This is a genomic window from Maridesulfovibrio ferrireducens (assembly GCF_016342405.1).
Lineage (GTDB): Bacteria > Desulfobacterota > Desulfovibrionia > Desulfovibrionales > Desulfovibrionaceae > Maridesulfovibrio > Maridesulfovibrio ferrireducens_A.
This window is the reverse complement of the sequence record NZ_JAEINN010000009.1, coordinates 94390-116597: the sequence shown is the minus strand read 5'-3', so window position 1 is coordinate 116597 and position 22208 is coordinate 94390. Positions and strand designations below refer to the sequence as shown.

Sequence of the window (22208 nt, the reverse complement as noted above, 5' to 3'; positions counted from 1 at the left end):
TAATCAATATCGAAGGGGGGTTTAGCCTTGAAGCGGAAACACATGATCATGGCAATTGCCACTCTTACTGCATTGTTGGTAGCAGGCGCAGCCTGTGCCAGTGGTGGAGCGGGGGAACATGAGATTCCCTGGATGAACTTTACTTGGCGCGTTATCAACCTGATTTTGGTTCTTGGAATTCTTTACAAGTTTGCCGGCGAAAAAATTGCCGGACTCTTTAAAGGGCGTCAGGCCGGTATCAGGCAGGAGCTTAACGATTTGCAGGCCCGTAAGGAAGCTGCAGAGAAGAAGCTGCTTGACGTAGAAAAGAGTATTGCAAATCTGGAACAGGAAAAGGATGCAATCCTTGCCGAAGCCAGAGACCAGGGCGAATCCATGAAAGCGGCGATTATCCAGAAGGCAGAGCAGAGCGCTGAGCAGTTAAAAGCTCAGGCGAAAGTCTCCGCTGAGCAGGAATTTGTGATTGCCCTCGACGAAATGCGTGCAGAAATGGCTGATAAAGTCATCGAAGCAGCTGAGAAAATCGTCAAGAGCAAATTAACAAAAGCTCAGCATGAGAATCTTGTGGATGAATACTTAACAAAGGTGGTGCTCAATTGACCGGGAACATAGTCTCGCGCAGATACGCTAAGGCGCTGTTCTCTGTTGGCCAGAAGCAGGGAGAAGCAGACCTCGCGGCGTATGGTAAGGCACTGACCGAGTTGTCCCAGATCCTGGAAGATTCCCCGGAGGCCCTGAGGCTCTTTCAGAATCCTGTTTTCAGTGCGGAAGAAAAAAAATCCGTACTTGATAAACTGCTGGAAAAGACTTCGGCAGGACCTGTGGTTAAAAACTTTTGCAACCTTTTGGCCGACAAGGGTAGACTCGACTGCCTTCCTGAAATAGCAAGTGACTATTCAGGAATGCTGGACGCTATCCAGGGTGTCGTCCGGGGTAAACTCGTGACTGCTATTAAACTGACTCAAAAACGTCAGGTTGAAATTAAAGAACGTCTCGAAGATCAACTTAAGAGTAAGCTCGAACTTGAGTTTGCGATGAATAACGATATCCTTGGCGGTGTGGTTCTTCAGGTTGGAGATAAAGTTCTTGATGCAAGCATTCGCGCACAGCTGCAAATGATGAAAGAACAGATTAAAAGGGGTGTGTAGGGCCATGCAGATTAAAGCGGAAGAAATCAGCAAAATCATTGAAGATCAGATTCAAAATTATGAGTCTAAGGTCGAAATGAGCGAAACAGGTACCGTTCTTTTGGTTGGTGACGGTATCGCTCGTGTACACGGTGTTGAGAACGCAATGGCTATGGAACTCCTCGAGTTTCCTGGCGGCCTCATGGGCATGGTTCTCAACCTTGAAGAAGATAACGTCGGTGTCGCTCTCTTGGGCGATGATACCGGCATTAAAGAGGGCGACCCAGTAAAACGTACTGGCAAGCTTTTCTCCGTTCCAGTTGGACCGGCTGTTATGGGTCGTGTTGTTAACCCACTCGGTCAGCCAATTGATGGACTCGGACCAATCGAATCTACTGAAACTCGTCCTGTTGAGCTTAAAGCTCCCGGTATCATCGCTCGTAAATCTGTACATCAGCCAATGTACACAGGCCTCAAGGCTATCGATGCAATGACTCCAGTTGGACGTGGACAGCGCGAACTCATCATTGGTGACCGTCAGGTCGGTAAGACCGCAGTTTGTCTTGATGCTATCCTCGCACAGAAAGATTCCGGTATTCATTGTTTCTACGTAGCTATCGGACAGAAGAAAGCAGCGGTTGCTCTTGTTGCTGACATTCTCCGTAAACACGGCGCAATGGAATACACCACAATCATTTCTGCAACAGCTTCTGAGCCAGCTCCTTTGCAGTTCATTTCTGCATACACAGGTGCTACCATGGCTGAATACTACCGTGACGGTGGTAATCACGCTCTGATCGCTTATGATGACCTTTCCAAACAGGCTGTTGCATACAGACAGATGTCCCTCCTGCTTCGTCGTCCTCCAGGCCGTGAAGCTTTCCCTGGTGATGTTTTCTATTTACATTCACGTCTCCTCGAGCGTTCTTGTAAAGTTAACGATAGCCTCGGAGCCGGTTCATTGACCGCATTGCCGATCATTGAAACTCAGGCTGGTGACGTTTCCGCATACATCCCGACCAACGTTATTTCTATTACTGATGGTCAGGTTTATCTCGAGCCAAATCTTTTCAACGCCGGTGTACGTCCAGCTATTAACGTAGGTCTGTCCGTTTCCCGTGTTGGTGGTGCAGCTCAGATCAAGGCTATGAAGCAGGTTGCCGGTACACTCCGTCTTGACCTTGCTCAGTATCGTGAACTCGCAGCTTTTGCTGCATTCGGTTCCGACCTTGACAAAGCGACTCAGCAGAAGCTGAATCGTGGTGCTCGTTTGGTTGAGCTTCTTAAGCAGTCTCAGTTCAAACCTATGAACGTCATGCAGCAGGTTATCTCCTTGTACGCCGGAACTCGCGGCCACATGGATGAAATTCCTGTTTCTGCTGTTCGTAAGTTCGAAGAAGAACTTCTCGAATTCATCGCCAGTGCCAAGCCTGAAATTATGGAAGGCATTAAGACTAAGCAGGCTCTTGATGACGAGATCGAAGGTAAGCTGAAGGCCGCTCTTGAAGAGTTTAAAAAAGGTTTCACAGCTTAATCCTGGGAGGTACTGATGGCTTCTCTTAAGGATGTCCAGAATCAAATAGTCAGTATTAAAAAGACTAAGCAGATTACCAAAGCGATGAACATGGTCGCGTCGGCTAAGCTGCGTGGCGCTCAGTCCAGAATTGACCGCTTCCGCCCTTACGCAGATAAGTTCTATGAAATGCTTGGTGATTTAGCAGCCGGAGCGGATTCTAGTGTCCACCCTCTGCTTGAAGTCCATGAAGAGATCAAGACTGTAGGCATTATGCTTATTACGTCTGATCGCGGACTTTGCGGTAGTTTTAATACGAATATGATAAACTCGGCCCTGAAATTGGCCGCAGAAAAGAAGGCTGAAGGTAAAACTGTAAAGTTCTACTGCATTGGTAAAAAAGGGCGCGCAGCTGCTAATAAAACCGAACATGAAATCGTTGAATCATATGCTGATGAAATGGGCTCATTCGATTTTAATCTCGCGATCTCTATAGGCAACAAAGTAATTGATGCCTACCTTGCTGAAGAACTGGATGAAGTTTACCTTGTTTATGGAAAGTTTGTAAGTGTCGCTTCTCAGGTGCCTACAAGACTTAAAGTTCTGCCCATGTCTTCGGATGTTGCAGCAGACGAAATTGAGTCTACATCTTCTGGCGATTACATTTATGAACCTTCTGTTGAAGGTCTTCTCGCGGAGCTTCTGCCCCGTTTTGTGAAAGTTCAGGTCTACCGCGGTCTACTTGATACGTCTACCAGCGAACATGCTGCACGTATGGCTGCTATGGATAATGCATCCAGAGCATGCGACGACATGGCTGAATCATTGACCTTGCTTTATAATAAAACTAGGCAGGCCGCTATTACCGCGGATCTTATGGACATTGTCGGCGGCGCAGAAGCGCTGAAAGGATAATATAGGGGGTTACTCGGATGAGTAAAATTATAGGTAAAATTGTTCAGGTTATCGGCGCCGTTGTTGACGTCGAATTCCCTGAAGGGCAATTGCCCAACATTCTGACTGCTGTACAGATTGACAACCCGAACAACTCCGATGCTCCTGACCTCATTTGTGAAGTCGCGCAGCATCTTGGTAACAATGTTGTTCGTACCATTGCTATGGACGCTACCGAAGGTCTTGTTCGCGGCATGGATGTTAATGCTTTAGGTATCGCAATCACCGTTCCTGTTGGTGATGCAGTACTTGGTCGTATCCTGAACGTTGTTGGTCGCCCAGTGGATGAACTTGGCCCGATCGCATCTGACAAGGTTATGCCAATTCATCGTGCAGCTCCTGCATTTACTGAGCTTTCAACTAAAGTTGAATTGCTTGAAACCGGTATCAAAGTTGTTGACCTTCTCGTTCCCTTCCCCAAGGGCGGAAAAATGGGTCTCTTCGGCGGAGCTGGTGTTGGTAAAACCGTTATTCTCATGGAAATGATTAACAACATTGCGAAACAGCACGGTGGTAAATCTTGCTTCGCTGGTGTTGGTGAACGTACCCGTGAAGGTAATGACCTCTATCACGAAATGAAAGACGCTGGTGTTCTTGAGAAATCAGCTCTCGTATACGGACAGATGAATGAACCTCCAGGGGCACGTGCTCGTGTTGCTCTGACTGCACTTACCATCGCTGAATACTTCCGTGATGTTGAAGGTGAAGACGTTCTTCTGTTCGTTGATAATATCTTCCGCTTCACACAGGCTGGTTCCGAAGTCTCCGCACTTCTCGGACGTATGCCTTCCGCTGTTGGTTACCAGCCTACTCTGGGAACTGACCTTGGTGGACTTCAGGAACGTATTACTTCCACGACTAAAGGTTCTATTACCTCTGTTCAGGCTGTATACGTACCTGCTGATGACCTTACTGACCCCGCACCAGCAACAACCTTCTCTCATCTTGATGGAACTCTCGTTCTTTCCCGCCAGATTGCAGAGCTTGGTATTTACCCTGCTGTTGACCCTCTTGACTCCACATCACGTATTCTCGACCCCAATATCCTTGGTGCCGAACATTACAATACTGCTCGTGAAGTTCAGATGGTTCTGCAGAAATACAAAGATCTTCAGGACATCATCGCCATTCTCGGAATGGATGAATTGTCAGATGAAGATAAGCAGACTGTTGCCCGTGCTCGTCGCATCCAGCGTTTCCTTTCTCAGCCTTTCCACGTTGCTGAAGTTTTCACCGGTACCCCCGGCGTTTACGTAAAGCTCGAGGAATCTGTTAAAGCATTCAGAGGAATCCTTGACGGCGAATACGATGATATGGCTGAAAACTCTTTCTACATGGTTGGCGGAATTGAAGAAGCCATCGAAAAAGAGAAAAACAAATAGCATAGGACGCGATTATGGCTAGTAAGCTCCTCTTGGAAATCGTTACTCCTGATCGCAAGGTCCTTTCTCAGGAAGTCGACTATGTCGGCGCCCCTGGGATTGAGGGTGAGTTTGGTATAATGGCCAATCATATACCCTTCCTTTCAGCTCTCGGCGTTGGAAACCTTTATTATAAAGAAGGTTCTCGTACTCACTATATATTCGTTTCCGGTGGCTTCGCAGAAGTTGGAAACAATAAAGTGACTATATTAGCGGAAGTTGCTGAAAAGGCCGTTGAGATCGATATCGCTCGGGCTCAAAAAGCTCAGGAAAAAGCGAAACTTCGTATGACGAAAGCTCAGGATCGCATTGAATCAGCTCGTGCACAGGCAGCTCTTCAGAGAGCTCTTGCTCGCCTAAGCTGTAAAGATGCGGCTCAGCATGCAGGAACAACAACTCACTAGAGTTTAGTTTCAGCCTCAAAAGCCCCATGGCTATTTAGGAGCAGACTGTTTTAACAGTCTGCTCCTTTTTTTCGGAAAATTTATATTTATGTGAAAATCGACATTTATTTGTGGATTAATATTTGATTATTAAGTTTTATTTATTTCAATTTATGTGTTGTAAAAAATATGAATGCAATTGAGGTTATATCTATTAAATATGCAAATCATTTAAATCGATCACAAGCACGTGTAAGTGCATGGAATTGTGTGGTTATATTTTGCAGATCATACCGAAAATAATTTGGATTTTAAATCTTTGTTCATTTACTCTGGTAATGCAACCTGATAACTAGTTGCCAGTAATAAATACGGAGAGATTATAATGCACGATTCATTTGCATGTGCCCTCGTCCTCGCTGGAGGAAAAGGAACACGTATGCACTCTGAGAAGCCTAAGGTTCTTAAGACTCTTTTAGGCGAATCTATGCTCTATTATGTTTACAACGCTTTGCGTCCATCCATCGGTGATGAGATATTTACAATAGTTGGTTTCGGTTCCGAATATGTTGAAGATTCTTTTCCTCAAATGAAGGAGAAGTTTGTTCTTCAAAAAGAGCAACTCGGAACCGGGCACGCCTTGCAGCAAGGTTGGGAGCGGATTAAAGCTTCCGGTCTTGAATACTGTCTGGTCATAAACGGAGATACTCCGCTTATAGGTGCAAAATCTGTAAGTGATTTTCTGGAAGCGGTTAAAGAAGACGGTGCCGACTTGTCTTTTGTTACAATCACGCCTAAAGACCCGTGTCAGTTCGGGCGGGTGATTCGTAATAAGGCGGGGCAGGTTACGGCAATTGTTGAAGCGAAAGATTATGACGAATCTGTTCATGGACCTGTCAGCGGTGAAGTGAATGCCGGAATTTACTGTCTGAAAATATCAGCTGTAGAAGAATTATTGTCCAAGCTTACCAATGAAAACAAAAGTGGTGAGTATTATATTACTGATTTGGTCGATCTCGCCGTTGAATGCGGAATGAATGTGACGGCCGTTGATTGCGGAGATTCAATTGATCTCATGGGTATTAATAATCCTTATGAGCTTGCAAATGCGGAATCTACGTTAAGAATGAGAATTGCAGAAAAATGGTTGCGTTCCGGCGTAATAATCCATAATTGGGAGTCCGCAGTTATCGGGCCTCGCGTAAAGATCAGGCCGGGTGTAGAAATTACTGGACCATGCGAGCTTTATGGTGAAACTTCTATTGCATCCGGTGTGGTAATTAAATCTCATGTTGTAATTAGTGATAGTAGTATTGCCGAGAATGCCGAAATTAAGGCATACAGTCATTTAGAAGAAGCAAATGTCGGCCCCAAGTGTGCAGTAGGTCCTTACGGTCGACTTCGTCCGGGGGCTGTTCTTGAAGAAGGGGCAAAGATAGGAAATTTTGTTGAGATGAAAAAGGCTGTCCTTGGAAAAGGAGCAAAAGCCAGTCATCTGACTTACCTTGGAGACAGTGAAATCGGGGCGGGGACAAATATCGGTGCAGGGACAATTACCTGCAATTATGACGGAAAAAATAAGTTTAAAACCATAATAGGTGAAAACGCATTTATCGGTAGTAACACAGCTCTTATAGCTCCTGTCACTATCGGAAACGGCGCACTGATTGCTGCCGGATCAACTATTACTAAAGATGTGAATGACGGTGATTTAGCTGTAGCTAGATCAAAGCAAGTCAACATTTCCCGGACTTCTCAGAAGTCTTGATTTTGTAAAGATAAGGTATTAGGTTAGAAGAATGGAAATAATCGCTCAATTGGAAGAACGTTTCGATAAAATGTTGCAAAAGATTAAACAACTCGAAGAAGAGAATGCTTTTCTTCTTGAAGAGATTGAACAGGAGAAACAGCGCAAGGACGAAGTCCGAGGGCGTATTGAGTTTCTTCTGAGTAAAGTTGAAGGAAATCTTGAATAAGAGTTTTTGTTTTTCTGTCCGGGATGTATGACAATTTGTTATTATATTCTAGGTGGTTTGATGTAAAATTCTAGAGGATGATGGTAGTCATACAAATATGCCTCGTTATACGATACCGGTTCTCGGCCTTGAAATTTCTTTCAAGACCGATGCGGACAAAGTTAGAATAGAAGCCGCAAAGGATGTGCTTGAAGACCGGTTCGGTGAACTTACGCGGGGCGGAAAGGATGTTAGTAGGGAAAAATTGCTGACTTGTTTAGCCTTAAGCCTTGCTGACGACTACCTTGAACACGGCCGCAAGATCGAAATGATGGAAGAGAAGATAAACGCGCTATTAGAGAAGTGATTTGTGATCGCTCAAGTGATCATAATTAGGATATAGATATATTTCCCTGGGGAGTACGTGATTGCCCTATAGATTCTGAACCAATATATTAAGAAAGGGAGCATGTATCTTCGGAGTGGTGTGCACGCCCGGTTTACCGGGAAGCCTGAAGCTCCGAGTACCGCGCCCACCTGTTAGACTAGGTTCTAACTTATACGGCAACACGGCATCTCCGGGGTCCCTAACAGGGATCCGCAGAATTTATAGCAATTAACAGGATACTAATTGCTATAAAGCTGTTTAATCCACACAACTCCTCTGCTAAAAGCCTCCGTCTCTTTTCTATTCTCCATGGAAGATTGTTACCTCTGATCGTTAGTTGATCGGTAGTGAAAAATCAGGTCTTAGAGGGCCTGTCAACATAAAAGGAGAATGGCATGTTTGGGGATTTTTTTCTGATATTATTTGGAATGGCCCTAGGTGCCGCAGGCGGATATGCCCTGCACCGTTATGTGAATTCGAAGCGTTTAGCCGATTCACAGGGTTTGGCTGATAGGATTGTGCAGGAGGCTCGGAAAGAAGCCGAAGCCATGAAAAAAGAACTCAGACTTCAGGCTCAGGATGAAGTATATGCTCTTAAAAAAGAGCAGGAAAATGAGTACAAAGAAATAGAACGCGGCCTGAAAAAACAGGAAGAGCGTCTTCAAGAAAAAGAAGAGCGTCTTGAGAAGAAGCTTGAAACAGTTGCCGGTAAAGAGTCTGAGGTTTTGGCTCTTGAAAAGCGCATGATCAAGCAGGAAAAGAAGCTCGAAGAACTTCGTGAAGGTCTTGAAAGAAGAAAAGATGAGCATGAACGTAAGCTGCAGGAAGTTTCAGGACTGACTGTTGAGGAAGCTCGCGAAAAACTCATGACGGAAATAGAAAGCCGGACTCGTCACGAAGCCGGAAAAATGGTTCGTGCTATTGAAATGGAAGCAAAAGAAGAAGGCAGCCGTAAGGCTCGCAAAATTCTTGCTCTTGCTATTCAGCGTTACTCCGGTGACTACATTAATGAGCAGACAGTTACTGCTGTTGCTTTGCCATCAGAAGATATGAAAGGGCGTATTATCGGTCGTGAAGGTAGAAATATCAGAGCGCTTGAAGCCGCTACAGGGGTTGACCTCATTATTGATGATACTCCTGAAACAGTTGTTCTTTCAGCATACAGTCCGCTTCGTCGCGAAATCGCAAAGCAGGCTCTTGAAAGACTTATTCATGACGGTCGCATTCATCCTGCACGTATCGAAGATATCGTGGCTAAGGTTGAACAGGAAATGGATGTTAAGCTTCGTGAAATAGGTGAACAGGCTACGTTTGATGTCGGCGTTCACGGCATCCATCCTGAGATTGTAAAACTTCTTGGGCAATTACAGTATAGAACCAGTTATTCTCAGAATGTACTTCAGCATTCTCTCGAAGTTGCATTCCTTTGCGGCATTATGGCTGCGGAACTCGGAATGGATGAGAAAATCGCTAAACGTGCAGGTTTGCTTCATGATATAGGTAAGGCTGTTGACCATGAAATTGAAGGTCCTCATGCTGTAATCGGTGCTGATATTGCTAAAAAACATGGTGAATCCAAAGAGATTATCCATGCAATTCAGGCTCATCATGAAGACATTCCTCCTCAGTCAATTCTGGCAACACTTGTTCAGGCTGCAGATAGTCTTTCCGGCGCACGTCCCGGAGCAAGAAAGGAACTTCTCGAAAACTATGTGAAGCGCCTTGAAGAACTTGAAAATGTTGCTACCGGATTTGATGGAGTTTCTAAGGCTTACGCCATTCAGGCCGGGCGAGAAATCAGAGTTATGGTTGATGCTGAAAAAGTTACCGACGATAACACACATATGCTTTGTAAAGACATTGCTACTAAGATTGAAAACAACATGACCTATCCAGGTCAGATTCGTGTAACCGTTATCCGCGAACGTCGTTCCGTAGGTTATGCAAAATAGATGAGTTTTATAGCGGCCCGGAGGGTCTGCCCCTTCGGGCCGACTTTCCTGCCGCTTTTTTCTACAAATTTCAGATCTACCGCTAGGTGAACACAGTGCGGATTCTTTTTCTTGGTGACATATTCGGCAGACCCGGAAGAAAGGGTATTGCTTTAAAGATGACTGACCTTCGTAAGAGGCTCAGTCTTGATCTTATTGTGGCCAATGGAGAAAACGCTTCATCTGGAGTAGGTCTTTCTCTCAAAAATGCTAAAGAGCTTCTCGGTTGCGGAATTGATATTTTAACGTCCGGCAATCATATTTGGAAATTTCAGAATCTTTATTCCTATCTTAATACCTGTGATAAAATCGTCCGTCCTGCAAATGTTGCAGAAGGTGCTCCAGGGAGAGGCTGGACTTCTTTTCAAATACGGGAAGGGTTATCTGTAGCTGTTGTAAATCTTCAGGGACGAACTTTTATGAGTGCGTGCGAGTGTCCTTTTCGAGGCGCGGACAAAATTCTTGAAGAGATCCCGTCTGAAATAAAGGTTATTTTAGTTGATTTTCATGCTGAGGCAACATCTGAAAAACAATGTCTCAGCCGCTATCTTGATGGACGGGTTTCAGCCGTTCTCGGTACGCATACCCATGTTCAGACTAATGATGCCCGAATTTTAGAAAACGGCTGCGGTTATATTACGGATGCTGGAATGTGCGGCCCTGTTGATTCCTGTCTGGGACTTGCTCCCGGCCCTGTTATCAAAAGGTTTGTGACTGGATTGCCTCAGAAATGGCGTGTTGCCGGAGGCCCGGTTGAATTGCAGGGAGTCGTGCTTGATATTGACGAAGACACAGGAAAAACAGTTTCCATTGATGTCTGGAAGACCGACCCTATCATCGGTTGCTAATAATTTTTATGTTTAAAATTGCTTTTTAATAAGGCAATCAGGATAAATTCAATAAAGAGGTAAAAATGAATATTTATGATGAGCTTAAGTGGCGCGGGTTGATTCATCAGGTTTCTGACGAAGACAAGGTGCGTGAATATTTGTCTACTCCCGGAAGAAGCATGTATTGCGGCTTCGACCCCACTGCCAGCAGTCTTCACATTGGTAATCTGGTTCCTCTCCTTTGTCTCGTGCGTATGAAAAGAGCTGGGCATAATCCCTTATTTCTGCTTGGCGGAGCAACCGGAAGGGTCGGTGATCCTAGCGGTAAAGATAAAGAACGTGAGTTTCTAAGTATCGAAAAGATTGAAGCTCAGGTGGAAAAAATTAAGACCCAGATTGAAGGGTTTTGTGAACGCAATACAGGTTCTAAAGCAGAAGTCGTTAATAATTATGATTGGATGAAAGATATTTCTTTTCTTGATATGCTCCGCGAGGTGGGTAAGCACTTCACTGTAAACTGGATGCTTGCCAAGGAATCTGTAAAAGGCCGTTTCGGACGTGAAGATGTCGGTATTTCTTATACTGAGTTCAGTTACATGCTCCTTCAGTCGTATGATTTTTATCATCTTTATCAGGAAAAGGGCTGCCAGCTTCAGATTGGCGGCGGCGATCAGTGGGGCAATATTACTGCCGGATGTGAACTTGTCCGTCGTAAAGCTGCGGGCGAAGGTTATGCTCTGACTTTCCCGCTTATTACCACTGCTTCGGGTAAGAAATTCGGCAAGAGTGAAAAAGGTGCCATCTTCCTGAATGCTGAAATGACTTCTCCTTACACATTCTATCAGTTCTGGATTAATACAGACGACAGGGATGTTATTAACTTCCTTAAGTTTTTCACTTTCCTGACTGAGGAAGAAATTTCTGAGCTTGAGAAGAGTCATGAAGAAGCTCCGCACATGCGTATACCGCACAAGCGTCTTGCCGAAGAAACCACAATCATGATTCACGGCAAGGAAGAGCTTGAAAAAGTTCAGGCTGCAACCGTAGCTCTTTTCGGCGGAGGCGACGTTAAATCCGTAGACTCTGCGACACTTCGTGAAGCTATGGAAGCCGCTCCGGGCGTAGAATATGCAGCTGACGCTATTCCTGACCTTCCGCAGATTCTCATGGATCTGGGACTTGTTAAATCAAAAGGCCAGGCTCGCAAAGATATTACCGCAGGCGGTCTTTATATCAATAATGAACGTGTCAGCGATTTTGGATACATTCCTGTTGATGCCGATTTTATAGGCGGAGAAGTTCTACTTATCCGTAAAGGTAAAAAGAGTTACGGCCTTGTAACCCGCAAGTAGTTTTATTGTTTATTATGTTTTAATTACGGCCCGTTCAAGCTCAGTGCTTTTTCGGGTCGTTTTTTTTATAAGGTGCCGGCTTAGCTTTGCAACAAAGGTGAAGAAAGTTATCCTGCATCGTTGTTGCTTAAAAACCGGAGAAAATATGCGGCTGTTTTTTATAGCTATCGCAGTCACTTTCGGAGCTCTGGCTCCGACTCAGGCTGGAATAAACATGAAATTGCGAAATTTTGTGGGTGATCCGGTACTGGCGGCAACTATCTCGTTTGCAGTCGGAACACTGACGCTGATAGCCTATTCTTTTCTTGCTAAAACACCGATTCCAGCTTTTGAGGCGACTTTAAAAGGGCCTTGGTGGATGTGGACCGGTGGTTTGATGGGGGCATTTTTTGTAGCCGCAGCTGTGATTGTTGCCCCTGTTCTCGGCGCTGGAACCATGATGTGCTGGATGGTGGCAGGACAGATGGCCGCATCCATTTTTCTGGACCACTTCGGGCTCATAGGATATGCCGTCCGGGAAGCTTCTCCCATGAGAATTGTAGGTGTAGTTTTAGTTGTTACAGGTGCTGTGCTTATTGAAAAATTTTGATGAAGTATAAATCTCAGGTTGACTGATAAGGAGTTCGTTTTGATCGATTTATTGCGCGATACTTTAAAATTGTTATGGGTAAATACTGTAATTGTCTGTCGTATGATTAAAATTGAGCATTCAATTTTCGCTCTACCATTTGCTTATATTGGTATTTTTCTTGCGGCAGATGGCTGGCCGGGAATTAAGCCTTTCTTCTTGCTGACAGTTGCAATGGTTGCGGTCAGATCTTTTGCAATGGCATTCAATAGACTGGTCGACATCAATATTGACAGTGAAAATCCAAGAACGCGCACCCGCCCTTTGGTTACTGGTGAACTTTCAACGTTTTTTACCTTTTGTTTTATTGCTGTTTGCGCTGTGATTTTTGTTGTTGCGTGTAAAAATATGAATGAGCTTTGTTATAAACTTTCTTATTTTGCTCTTGGTTGGTCAGCTTTTTATTCAATCACCAAGCGGTTTACAAAGCTGTGTCATTTCGTGCTCGGATCTGTTCTGGGACTTGCTCCTCTTGCGGGATGGCTATGTGTTGATCCTCACTTCACTTTACCTGCAATTTTATTTTTCTTCGGCGTTGTTTTCTGGGTGGCAGGGTTTGATATCCTCTACGCAACTCAGGACAGAAAATTTGATAAAGGGCGCGGGTTGTTTTCAATTCCTGCTTCTCTAGGAATTAATAAGTCGCTCACTATTTCGACTTTTTGTCACGTAAACACAGGGATTTTCTTTTTACTTGCTGGATTATCTGCCGGGTTAGGGTGGATCTATTTTACTACTACTGCTATCATTGCGGCGATTTTGGTGTACGAACATCAAGTCATATCTGCTGACGATATGAGCCGAGTGAATATGGCTTTTTTTGCTCTCAACGGAGTGATCTCAGTTCTTTTGTTCGCAGGTACTTTGTTAGATATTTTAATTTAGTACGGGGATTTTTATGGATATATCAAAGCTTGAGAATTTTTTTAGGTACGACCTGATCAAGTGGCTTCATGAGCTTCAGAGATCTATAGTTAAGGATTTTTTTTCATGGCATGGAGCTATTGAGGTAGTTCTGGTTCCTTTGATTTTTCTGATCGGCAGATTGTTTCATAAAAGAATTACCCCGAAGATCGAAGCCTCTATAAAGAACAAATTGCCGAAGATCGTGCGCGAAAGTCTTTTTATAAAAACTTTTTTGAAACAGATAGGGTTGATTTTTACAGTACTTCTTTTCAAAATGTCTGTTTTTATTATGGTATCTCAACATTATAAGCCGGGTTTGCTCGTCGTGGCGGGGTCTCTGACAGCCGCGTGGGTAATCATTAAGATTGCCTCCAGTCTTGTTATGAATCAATTTTGGGCCCGCGTGATTTCGACAACAGCCTGGGTAATGGCGGCTCTTAATGTTTTTGGACTACTTGGAAAAACAGTTGCTTTTCTTGATACTGTCGGGTTTGTTTATAATGATAAAAATCTGTCGATTCTAGTCATTTTTAAAGGGATTATTCTCCTCTTAGCTTTGATACAGGTTGCTACTTTTTCAAATAAAATTGCTCAGGAAAAGATCGTAAAGTCTCACTCTCTTTCTCCTTCATTGCAGGTGCTACTTTCCAAGGCTTCAAAAGTCGGACTTATGACTTTAGCGGTTTATTTGGGACTTAAAGGAATCGGGGTCGACTTTACAGGACTGACAATCTTCTCTGGAGCTGTCGGTGTCGGTGTCGGTTTCGGTTTGCAGAAGGTTATATCCAATCTTGTCTGTGGTGTGATTCTGCTTCTTGAGCGATCCATTAAGCCCGGTGATATTATTGAAGTCGGAAACGCCCGTGGTAAGATTAAGTCACTTAATGCCCGTTTTATCGCGATGGAAACATTTGATAAGAAAGAATATCTGATTCCGAATGATTCGCTCATAACCGGGCAGGTTATAAACTGGACTTACGGAGACAATTCCGTGAGGCTTAGAATCCCTTTTGGTGTCGCTTATTCAACTGATCTTCGTGAGGCTATGAAGGCCAGTGAAGAGGCTGCTCTTACTGTTTCCGGAGTTCTTATGACTCCTGCTCCTGTATGTCGCATGACCGGGTATGGCGCCAGTTCTGTAGATTTTGAGCTGAGGATATGGATTGATAGTCCTGAGAAAGGAACTGGCAGAGTTAAGTCGGATACAATGCTCGCCATATGGGATTCCTTTAAAGAGAAAGGTATTGAATTTCCTTTCCCTCAGCAGGATATTTATATCAAGAATCTTCCTCCGATGGTGGAAGAGAGTTAATATCTGTTTTTATAATGTAAAATTAAAGCCCGCAATTATTGGAATTACGGGCTTTTTTATTAAATTTTGAGTGGTTTATTATTGTGATTTCGAAATTTGTCGACACGGGACTATAAAGAGATTAACAGCTCTACATGCGAGGTAATGCTGTATTCAGCTAGGTGTTCGGTTTGGAGGTTTTATCAAGTTTTTGAGAGGTTGTTTGGGGCTTTCTGATTGTTCCGTTGTTCTTTTTTTAAGAATGTCGGTTTAATTTTAGAAATGCTGTCTTACAAGTCTCGATAATACTTGATGACAACCGAGTTTCTTAATTTAGGACTCGGCAACTTACCAAGGAGAACTGTTTATGAATGAAGGCATTGTTAAATTTTTTAGGTTGATTGTTGTCGCTTATTTAGGATTTCTGCTTGCTGCTTGCGGAATTTGTTCTTTGATCGTGTTTCAATACGATAAAGAGCCTTGGGCTATTGGATCTTTGGCTATTTCAGTGCTCGTTCTATTCTTGTTATTCGGTCTCGGATTGATTGCTATACTTAATATTTATATTAAGACTCCGATTTGTTCTATTACCTCCTTTACCTCTCGCATTCTTGAAGGCGATTATGCCGGGGCTGATAAGTGTACTTCTCCCGGCCTTCCAGAGTTGCGCAAAGTTGTGACCGGACTTGCTGATAACTACAAGGAACGCCTAGGCTTTAGTTTCAGTATTCTTAACGGCCTTCCTATGCCTTGCTGTATCGTTGGGCTCGACGAGAAAATAACATTTTTGAATAATGTGTGTTTGGACATGTTAGGTTCTGACGAGAATCCTGAATCCTATTATGGTCGTATGCTTTCTCAAGTTTTCTATAAAGATGACCGCAAATCTCTTATTGGTGTCTGTATGGATGAAGATCACAGTGAGAGGAATCGTGAAGCTGTCTTCAAGCATGTGGATGGAAGTGATATCAATGTGCTGGCCAATTTGTTTCCCCTGCATGATGTTGAAGGGAAAGTTATTGGCGGTTGCTGTTTATACATAAACACGACTGAACTTAAGCAGCGCGAAGCTTATATTGTAAGTCAAAATGAGCGTATTGCTAATGCCGCTGAGAAGGCGGAAGAAGTGGTCCGTGAACTGGGTGCATCTGCAGCTCTTTTGGAAGGATTGGTGGATGAAGCTCATAAAGGTGCCCTTGTGCAGACTGAACGCTCTACTGAAACGGCAACCGCAATGGAAGAGATGAATGCCACAGTCTTGGAGGTTGCCCGCCACGCTCAGGAAGCGGCTAATGATGCTGATAATGCTCGGACCAGTGCAGAAAATGGTGCTGGAATAGTTACTGAAGTGGTAGAATCTATAGATGAAGTTGCTGTTCAGGCAGCATCTTTAAAGTCTTCAATGGAAGAATTAGACAATCGTTCTGATACTATTGGAAAAGTACTTAGTGTTATTGAAGATATTGCTGATCAGACAAATCTTTTGGCTCTCAATGCCGCTATTGAAGCGGCCAGGGCCGGAGAAGCAGGTCGCGGATTTGCCGTAGTTGCTGACGAGGTCCGCAAACTTGCTGAAAAAACTGTGCAGGCGACTGCCGAAGTTCATGCAGCGATTCTTGGTATTCAGAATGGGGCTAAAGAGAATGTCCGGGCCACTGATAAGGCTGTTGAATCTGTGGAAAAAAGTACGAAATTGGCAGGGCGCTCAGGTGACGCTTTGGCACAAATTGTGTCAGTCGCAGAATCTACAGCCGATCGTATCCGGTCGATAGCCGCTGCCGTTGAACAGCAGTCTGCGGCTAGTGAAGAGATTAATCAGTCCACCATGGAAGTAAACCGGATATCCGGTGAAACGGAACAGGCCATGGTTGAATCGGCAGAAGCCATTGGGCGATTAGTCCGTTTGGCAGAAACATTGTCAGAAATTATTCAGGGGATGCGCTAGGGCTTGTCCGTAAAAAATATTAAGAAGTTTATAGGGGCTGGTCTTTTAAAAAAGGCCAGCCCCTTTTACTGTTGAAAGTGGCAATAAATCCTCAAAACCTGAGGAACTTTTTTTTCTTTTTTCAAAATCCGTAGCGCATGTACTCTTTATCTTTGCGGTTGATCATTTGCATGTAGCGATATTTGCTTTTGACCTGTGCTTCTTCCAGTAAAGAATATCCGGTGTTCCGGCATTTATCACAGGCTCCGATGGGAATTTCAATACCGAAGCCCATGGGGCCGTTTTCTTTTTGCGTTTCTACTTTCAATAAACCGCGACATTCGTCACAGAGTAATAATGATTCCGTCTGCGACTCTGTGAATCCTTCCGTGTCATAGAAAATGGTGCGGTGACGAACTGACCAGTTCCCGTTGATAATGCCTTCATTGCTTTCTTTGGGCGGATTGAAATAAATGTCCGGGATACTGTCACAAAGCATTCCAATATATTTCATTACATCATCTGGTTCTTTTAGCGTAATAGGGTTCCAGCCCGGTTCACGGACATGTGAATAATCAACTCCCGCCATTGCTAGGCTGATTCCCAGATTGACATAGGGCAAAGCTCCTTGAATGGCATATCCACCTTCCAGAACGGCAATGTCGGGCTTCAGCATAGAGTTCAGTGCGGCATAGCCCTGTGCGGAAAAGTTCATATTGGTTATCGGGTCGGTGAAATGATTGTCCTGTCCTGCGGAGTTTATGATCAAGTCCGGTTTAAAGTCATCCAGTATGGGCATGACTATTTTTTCCATGACCATCATGAATCCGGCATCGGAGGTTCCGGGTGGCAGCGGGATGTTGATAGTGCGTCCCAGAGCTTTAGGTCCGCCAGCGTCCTTTGGAAAGCCGGTACCCGGATAAAGTGTTCGTCCGTCCTGATGCATAGATATAAATAGAGTGTCAGGATCGTGCCAGTAGACATCCTGTGTACCGTCACCATGATGACAATCGGTATCTATAATGGCGATGCGTTTGTGGCCGTATTTTTCACGGATGTGTTCACACATAATCGCTTCAATGTTGATAGCGCAAAATCCGCGTGAACCTTGCACCGTTTTCATTGCATGATGTCCGGGAGGACGTACTAAGGCAAAGGCGCGGTCTCTTTCTCCCTGCATAACGAGTTCGGCGGCTTTAATGGCTCCGCCTGCTGAAATATAGTGAGAGCGGGTGGCGATGGCTTCGGCTTCAGGAAAGCAGAAGTGGACTCTTTCGATGTCTACTGTTTCTGCTACTTCGGGCTTATATTCGCGGATTCCTTCAATATCAAAAAGTCCCTCTTCACGCAGTTGATCCTGTGTATAGAGGAGGCGTTCTTCTCTTTCCGGGTGGGTCGGTGAAATTGCCCAGTCAAACGCAGGGAAAAATATGATTCCCAGACTGTTTTCTGCCTTGAGCATAAAAACTCCGTTTTATGAATATGTCCGGACCACGCCGGGTTTGATTTGACATTTAACTCTGATATTTCTGCCCACAGTGGTAGATCCGTTCATCATATTAAAAGAGGAAGATGATGTTATGAGCGCATTGGCCCCGTCTGCGGCAACGCTCATTTCGCCAAGATGGGCGAGCAGGTGGTTCATGGCGTCTTTTTCCGCATTTTCAAGTTTGTAGTTGCGGGGAACATTTTCTCTGTAGCCAAGTGAAGGGATGAACATTACGCCGCGTTCGGTGTCGGCGAAAAGTTCAATTTCAGTTGTGGTTCGAGTCAAAGCCGCGCCGATTGCATTTGCTACATCGTAGTTTTCCGGCACTTCCGTAGAAAGCCTGAATTTACGGAAAATATCCATTTTCATGGCTTTGGCTGGGCCACCCATCATATAAATTTTACGTGGAACTATGCGTCTGTTTTCAAGCAGTTCGTGAATGGTATAAACTGGTTGCTGATTAATTTCTTCCACAAGCTCACGGGTTGAGTCGTGAATTTTATTAATGGCATTTTCAATTGCTTTATCAGCCAGATCTTCAGGGTCTATGTCCATTTTAGAGGCAAAAACAGCAAAACCAGCTTTGGATTTGCCGATATCTCCGCAGTCGCATGAACCTTTCCAGATAAGAGCGTCTGTGAGAGTTGGAGTTTTCCCTCCGAAAGCAATAGAAGGTCCGAGTCTTGTCGGTCCAACTCGTACAATCCCTTCAAGGATTGAAATGGCGGAGTCACCTCCGACCCCGATGGAATGAACTTTTAGCGCACGCACCAGTGTCGGGTAAGAACCGATGTTGATTCCTTCCTGTTCGATAAGCGGGGTGCCTCCGACAAAGATGGCAATGTCGGTTGTTGTTCCGCCTATATCGTAGATGATGGAGTCGTGGGTGATTTTGCAAAGAGCTATAATACCCATTACACTTGCGGCCGGGCCGGAAAAAATAGATTGAACCGGAACTTTTCTGGATAAAGGCAACGGCATTGTTCCACCGTCAGCTTTAAGGATGTTGACCTTTATGTGGCCCAGTCCCATTTCCTCAAGTGTTCCTGAAATAGCGTCTGCAAAATTGTTGAAAATACGCCAGACAGCGCAGTTATAGAAGGCTGTTGCAATGCGTCTGGGGAAATTCAAGCGTCCTGTGATCTGGTGCCCGAGGGTTATAAAATCAGCGTTGTCACCCACGGCAAGCTCTATTGCTTTTTCGTGAGAAGGGTTCCGTGGAGAAAATTTGGTAACAGCAGCGTATACTTTAACACCGGACTTACGGCAGGAGGAAATCGCTTCTTCGAGAGCAAGGTTGTTCAGTTGTTTGGTTTCTGAGCCTCGGTGATCAAGCGATCCGGGGATGACATGAAAATCTTTGCAGGTCATAAAAGAATGCGGGTCGAGTCCGGGGCCGGCCGAAACAATTACTCCGACATCTTCAAGCTTCCCTTCAACAATGGCGTTTGTAGAAAGGGTCGTACTTAAATTGAGCTGTTTGATGCGTGCGGGGTCGGTTTGGCGGACAATTTCACCCAGCGCATTTCTGATAGAAGAGAGGAGGTCGTCATGGTTAGTTGCGACTTTAACTTGAGCTTCTATACGGTCCGGGCCTAAAGCCACTGCATCAGTATGAGTTCCGCCGACGTCTATTCCAAGAAGGAGCATTTGATAAATCCTTGAAGTGGGAATTCACCCATGAAGAAGTATGGGAAGCTTATAATCTCTTATTACAATAGGTTTTAACCCGATATACCTGCACATTCATAAACAGAATATGACTGGATTTCAGGAATTTTAATCAAGAGTAATAATAGCACCCCCGCAACTGAGCCGTCCAGATGTTTTACTGTAAGTGGTATGAACCTTCACGTAAGCGGCGTTATACTTTGATCGGGATGAATCTCAGGCTTACTGATCTATCTTTTTAGTAATGCCGAGCTTCTTCATGCGCGAATCGAATGTAGAGCGATTGAGATTGGCGGCTCGTGCAGCCTGACTGACGTTCCATTTATGTTTTTCTAAAAGTTTCAAGACATACGTTGATTCAAGTTCAGTCCATGTAAACACAGAAATATCCATTGCAGGGGCTTCTTTGCTGTTGGAGCGAAGAGCTGAACCTCGTTTCTGAGTCAGGGTTCTTATTGAGGGGGTAGTCACGGGAGAAGCAATGTGAGGGGGCAGGTCTGCCAGTTGAATAGTGTCTCCGGGAACCATGGCCTGAAATTGTTTAACTGCGTTTTCCAGTTCTCGAATGTTGCCCGGCCATTTATGATTTTTCATGGCGGTCCTAGCTTCAGGGGTTAATTTTTTAGGCAGCATGTGGCTGAAGGAAGCTTCTCTGGTTAAGAAGTATTCGGTCAGCAGGGGAATGTCTTCTTGTCTTTCGTTCAGGCAGGGTAGTTTCAGAGGCAAAACATTCAACCGGTAATAAAGATCTTCTCTGAAACGCCCAGAGCGCACTTCTTCTTCCAGTTTACGGTTCGTTGCGGAAATTATGCGAACATTTACCTTGCGGGTGCGAGTTCCGCCGAGCGGTTTTATTTCATTTTCCTGAAGAACTCTAAGGACTTTTGCCTGAAGATTGATGTCCATATCTCCGATTTCATCAAGGAAAACAGTTCCTTCGTCTGCTGCTTCAAAAAGCCCTAACTTGTTTGCGGTAGCTCCGGTGAAAGCTCCTTTTACATATCCGAACAATTCACTTTCAAGAAGGTTTTCCGGTATCGCGCTACAGTTCTGTGTTAAAAAAGGTTTATCAGCCCGTCCGCTTTGGGCGTGGATTTCTTGGGCGAAAAGTTCCTTACCTGTTCCGGATTCCCCGGAAATAAGTACAGGATAGTTTGTTGCGGCGTAATTTTTAACAAGCTTAAGAGCTTTATTGACTGAGGCGCTTTTGCCCACAATAGAGTTTTTTTCTCTCAGGCAGCTTAAAGTCCTGCTGAGTTGTGCGTATTTGCGCTGTTGCGTTTGAAATTCTAAAGAATTGCGCAGGGCTATAGATCCTATATCTACAACATCTTGAAGCATTGTGAGATATTCAGGATTCAGGTTTAAGTGATCTCCGTCCGAACTGGTATCAATGACCTGAACCGCCCCGTAGACTGCTTTGCCTTTAAGTAGAAGCGGAAAGCATAATATATTTTTACTTTTAACTTTAAAATTGTTTTCAAACTGGCTGTTATGTCTGGCATCTGCTCCAGCTTCAGCGATAGTCATTTTGCCGTTTTGAATGACCCACCCTACAATGCTTTTTTTGTTAGGATTAAGCTTGATACCCTTAAGTTCTTCACTTTGATGCCCTAGAGCTTCAACACATTCATACATGCTGTCCCGTTCAATCCAAAGCGAACCCCGCTCAACATTCTGTAGTTTCAAAAGTAGGTTGAGAATGGTTCTTTGTAATTTTTCAGGGTCCAGTTCTTGTGATAGAGCTTTGTAGTCGTCGATTGAAATAGTCATTTGTTTTTTCTTTTGTCACGTTTGTGTTATTTGGGATTTTTTATGATATATCGTAAAGTTGATTAATTATCAAGGTTTGAAAGAAAGGGATTGGATAGTTTTAAAATAACAAGAACGGTGACCTGTATAGTGTGGAGCTCTTTTTAACATAAATATCAAGTTTTGGCATGGATGGTGCTTTAAGGAAGTTAGCTTGTTAGTCAAGTATGGACCGGGGGGACCCACTCCACCTCCCCGACCCCTTCGGGTCTCCCCGGTTCACAATCCTCTTAAGATAATCCACTTGAATTGTTCAGTATATAAGATGGAGTGATTTTTTCATGAATAATATTGAAAGCCTGCTTACAGTTCACAGGCAAGATATGGAACTGCTTCGAGGCGAATCCCGTCAGGCCAGATCTCTCAGAACAATAAAAGACCGCGAAATGAATAGAGAATTTAAGGCTCTTCGGTCAAAGATTGCAGCGGAAATGCCTAAGTCTGTGACTGCTTCTTTTATGCTTCGCGGGCCTGTCACATTTATGCTCACTCTTCTGGCTGTGCTTAGTTTTTAATTCTAAAAGTTAGGGTTTCCCAAAAAGGCTCGATAGCTAAGTTGTTTCAAGGTGGGCA

General features: G+C 44.4%; 20 protein-coding genes and 1 other RNA gene. 18 read left to right on the top strand and 3 right to left on the bottom strand.

What is annotated here, in order from left to right:
- Nucleotides 1-42: 42 nt before the first annotated feature.
- The 17 genes from JEY82_RS11420 to JEY82_RS11340 all read left to right on the top strand — a co-directional run bounded on the left by JEY82_RS11420 (nt 43) and on the right by JEY82_RS11340 (nt 16684).
- Nucleotides 43-600, top strand: a complete 558-nt coding sequence (locus JEY82_RS11420) for an ATP synthase F0 subunit B (protein WP_092158543.1) — start codon at nt 43-45, stop codon at nt 598-600.
- Nucleotides 597-1148, top strand: a complete 552-nt coding sequence (locus JEY82_RS11415) for a F0F1 ATP synthase subunit delta (protein ID WP_092158545.1) — start codon at nt 597-599, stop codon at nt 1146-1148. The genes JEY82_RS11420 and JEY82_RS11415 overlap by 4 nt, the downstream gene beginning before the upstream one ends.
- Before the next feature lie 4 nt (nt 1149-1152).
- Nucleotides 1153-2661, top strand: a complete 1509-nt coding sequence (atpA, locus tag JEY82_RS11410) for a F0F1 ATP synthase subunit alpha (protein ID WP_304085520.1) — start codon at nt 1153-1155, stop codon at nt 2659-2661.
- 15 nt (nt 2662-2676) lie between these two features.
- Nucleotides 2677-3555 carry a F0F1 ATP synthase subunit gamma gene (locus JEY82_RS11405; RefSeq protein ID WP_304085518.1) on the top strand — a complete coding sequence of 293 codons (879 nt, stop codon included), beginning with the start codon at nt 2677-2679 and terminating at the stop codon, nt 3553-3555.
- A gap of 17 nt (nt 3556-3572) precedes the next feature.
- A complete protein-coding gene (atpD, locus tag JEY82_RS11400) occupies nt 3573-4976 on the top strand; it encodes a F0F1 ATP synthase subunit beta (protein ID WP_304085516.1) in 1404 nt (467 codons plus the stop codon).
- 14 nt (nt 4977-4990) lie between these two features.
- A complete protein-coding gene (locus JEY82_RS11395; protein ID WP_092158553.1) occupies nt 4991-5419 on the top strand; it encodes a F0F1 ATP synthase subunit epsilon in 429 nt (142 codons plus the stop codon).
- Nucleotides 5420-5783: 364 nt separating this feature from the next.
- Nucleotides 5784-7166 (top strand): bifunctional UDP-N-acetylglucosamine diphosphorylase/glucosamine-1-phosphate N-acetyltransferase GlmU, encoded by a 1383-nt coding sequence (gene glmU, locus JEY82_RS11390; protein ID WP_304085513.1) that lies wholly within the window; start codon nt 5784-5786, stop codon nt 7164-7166.
- 31 nt (nt 7167-7197) lie between these two features.
- Nucleotides 7198-7374 carry a hypothetical protein gene (locus JEY82_RS11385; protein ID WP_170830301.1) on the top strand — a complete coding sequence of 59 codons (177 nt, stop codon included), beginning with the start codon at nt 7198-7200 and terminating at the stop codon, nt 7372-7374.
- 97 nt (nt 7375-7471) lie between these two features.
- Complete coding sequence (locus JEY82_RS11380; protein ID WP_092158557.1) at nt 7472-7720, top strand: cell division protein ZapA; 249 nt, start codon at nt 7472-7474, stop codon at nt 7718-7720.
- 40 nt (nt 7721-7760) lie between these two features.
- Nucleotides 7761-7942, top strand: a non-coding RNA gene (gene ssrS, locus JEY82_RS11375) — 6S RNA.
- 194 nt (nt 7943-8136) lie between these two features.
- Nucleotides 8137-9693, top strand: a complete 1557-nt coding sequence (rny, locus tag JEY82_RS11370; RefSeq protein ID WP_092158559.1) for a ribonuclease Y — start codon at nt 8137-8139, stop codon at nt 9691-9693.
- A gap of 95 nt (nt 9694-9788) precedes the next feature.
- Nucleotides 9789-10580: a TIGR00282 family metallophosphoesterase gene (locus JEY82_RS11365; protein WP_304085509.1), complete on the top strand. Its 792-nt coding sequence runs from the start codon at nt 9789-9791 to the stop codon at nt 10578-10580.
- Nucleotides 10581-10645: 65 nt separating this feature from the next.
- Nucleotides 10646-11914 (top strand): tyrosine--tRNA ligase, encoded by a 1269-nt coding sequence (tyrS, locus tag JEY82_RS11360; protein ID WP_304085507.1) that lies wholly within the window; start codon nt 10646-10648, stop codon nt 11912-11914.
- Nucleotides 11915-12059: 145 nt separating this feature from the next.
- Nucleotides 12060-12503 carry a DMT family transporter gene (locus JEY82_RS11355; RefSeq protein WP_304085505.1) on the top strand — a complete coding sequence of 148 codons (444 nt, stop codon included), beginning with the start codon at nt 12060-12062 and terminating at the stop codon, nt 12501-12503.
- 39 nt (nt 12504-12542) lie between these two features.
- Nucleotides 12543-13427, top strand: coding sequence for a 4-hydroxybenzoate octaprenyltransferase (locus JEY82_RS11350; protein WP_304085503.1), 885 nt, complete (start codon nt 12543-12545; stop codon nt 13425-13427).
- 13 nt (nt 13428-13440) lie between these two features.
- The gene (locus JEY82_RS11345; RefSeq protein ID WP_304085502.1) at nt 13441-14760 is read left to right on the top strand and encodes a mechanosensitive ion channel family protein; all 1320 of its coding nucleotides are present in this window, start codon (nt 13441-13443) and stop codon (nt 14758-14760) included.
- A gap of 346 nt (nt 14761-15106) precedes the next feature.
- On the top strand, nt 15107-16684 hold the full coding sequence (locus JEY82_RS11340) for a methyl-accepting chemotaxis protein (RefSeq protein ID WP_304085501.1): 1578 nt from the start codon (nt 15107-15109) through the stop codon (nt 16682-16684).
- Nucleotides 16685-16805: 121 nt separating this feature from the next.
- Here the strand turns inward: JEY82_RS11340 and JEY82_RS11335 are convergent, their stop codons facing one another.
- From JEY82_RS11335 to JEY82_RS11325, 3 genes are all read right to left on the bottom strand, one after another.
- Complete coding sequence (locus JEY82_RS11335) at nt 16806-18125, bottom strand: histone deacetylase (protein WP_304085500.1); 1320 nt, start codon at nt 18123-18125, stop codon at nt 16806-16808.
- A 12-nt stretch (nt 18126-18137) separates the two neighbouring features.
- A complete protein-coding gene (locus tag JEY82_RS11330; protein WP_304085499.1) occupies nt 18138-19802 on the bottom strand; it encodes a hydantoinase/oxoprolinase family protein in 1665 nt (554 codons plus the stop codon).
- Between the two features lie 243 nt (nt 19803-20045).
- Nucleotides 20046-21596 (bottom strand): sigma-54-dependent Fis family transcriptional regulator, encoded by a 1551-nt coding sequence (locus tag JEY82_RS11325; RefSeq protein ID WP_304085498.1) that lies wholly within the window; start codon nt 21594-21596, stop codon nt 20046-20048.
- Between the two features lie 320 nt (nt 21597-21916).
- Between JEY82_RS11325 and JEY82_RS11320 the strand changes: the two genes are divergently transcribed.
- Nucleotides 21917-22150: a hypothetical protein gene (locus tag JEY82_RS11320; RefSeq protein ID WP_304085497.1), complete on the top strand. Its 234-nt coding sequence runs from the start codon at nt 21917-21919 to the stop codon at nt 22148-22150.
- Nucleotides 22151-22208: the final 58 nt, after the last annotated feature.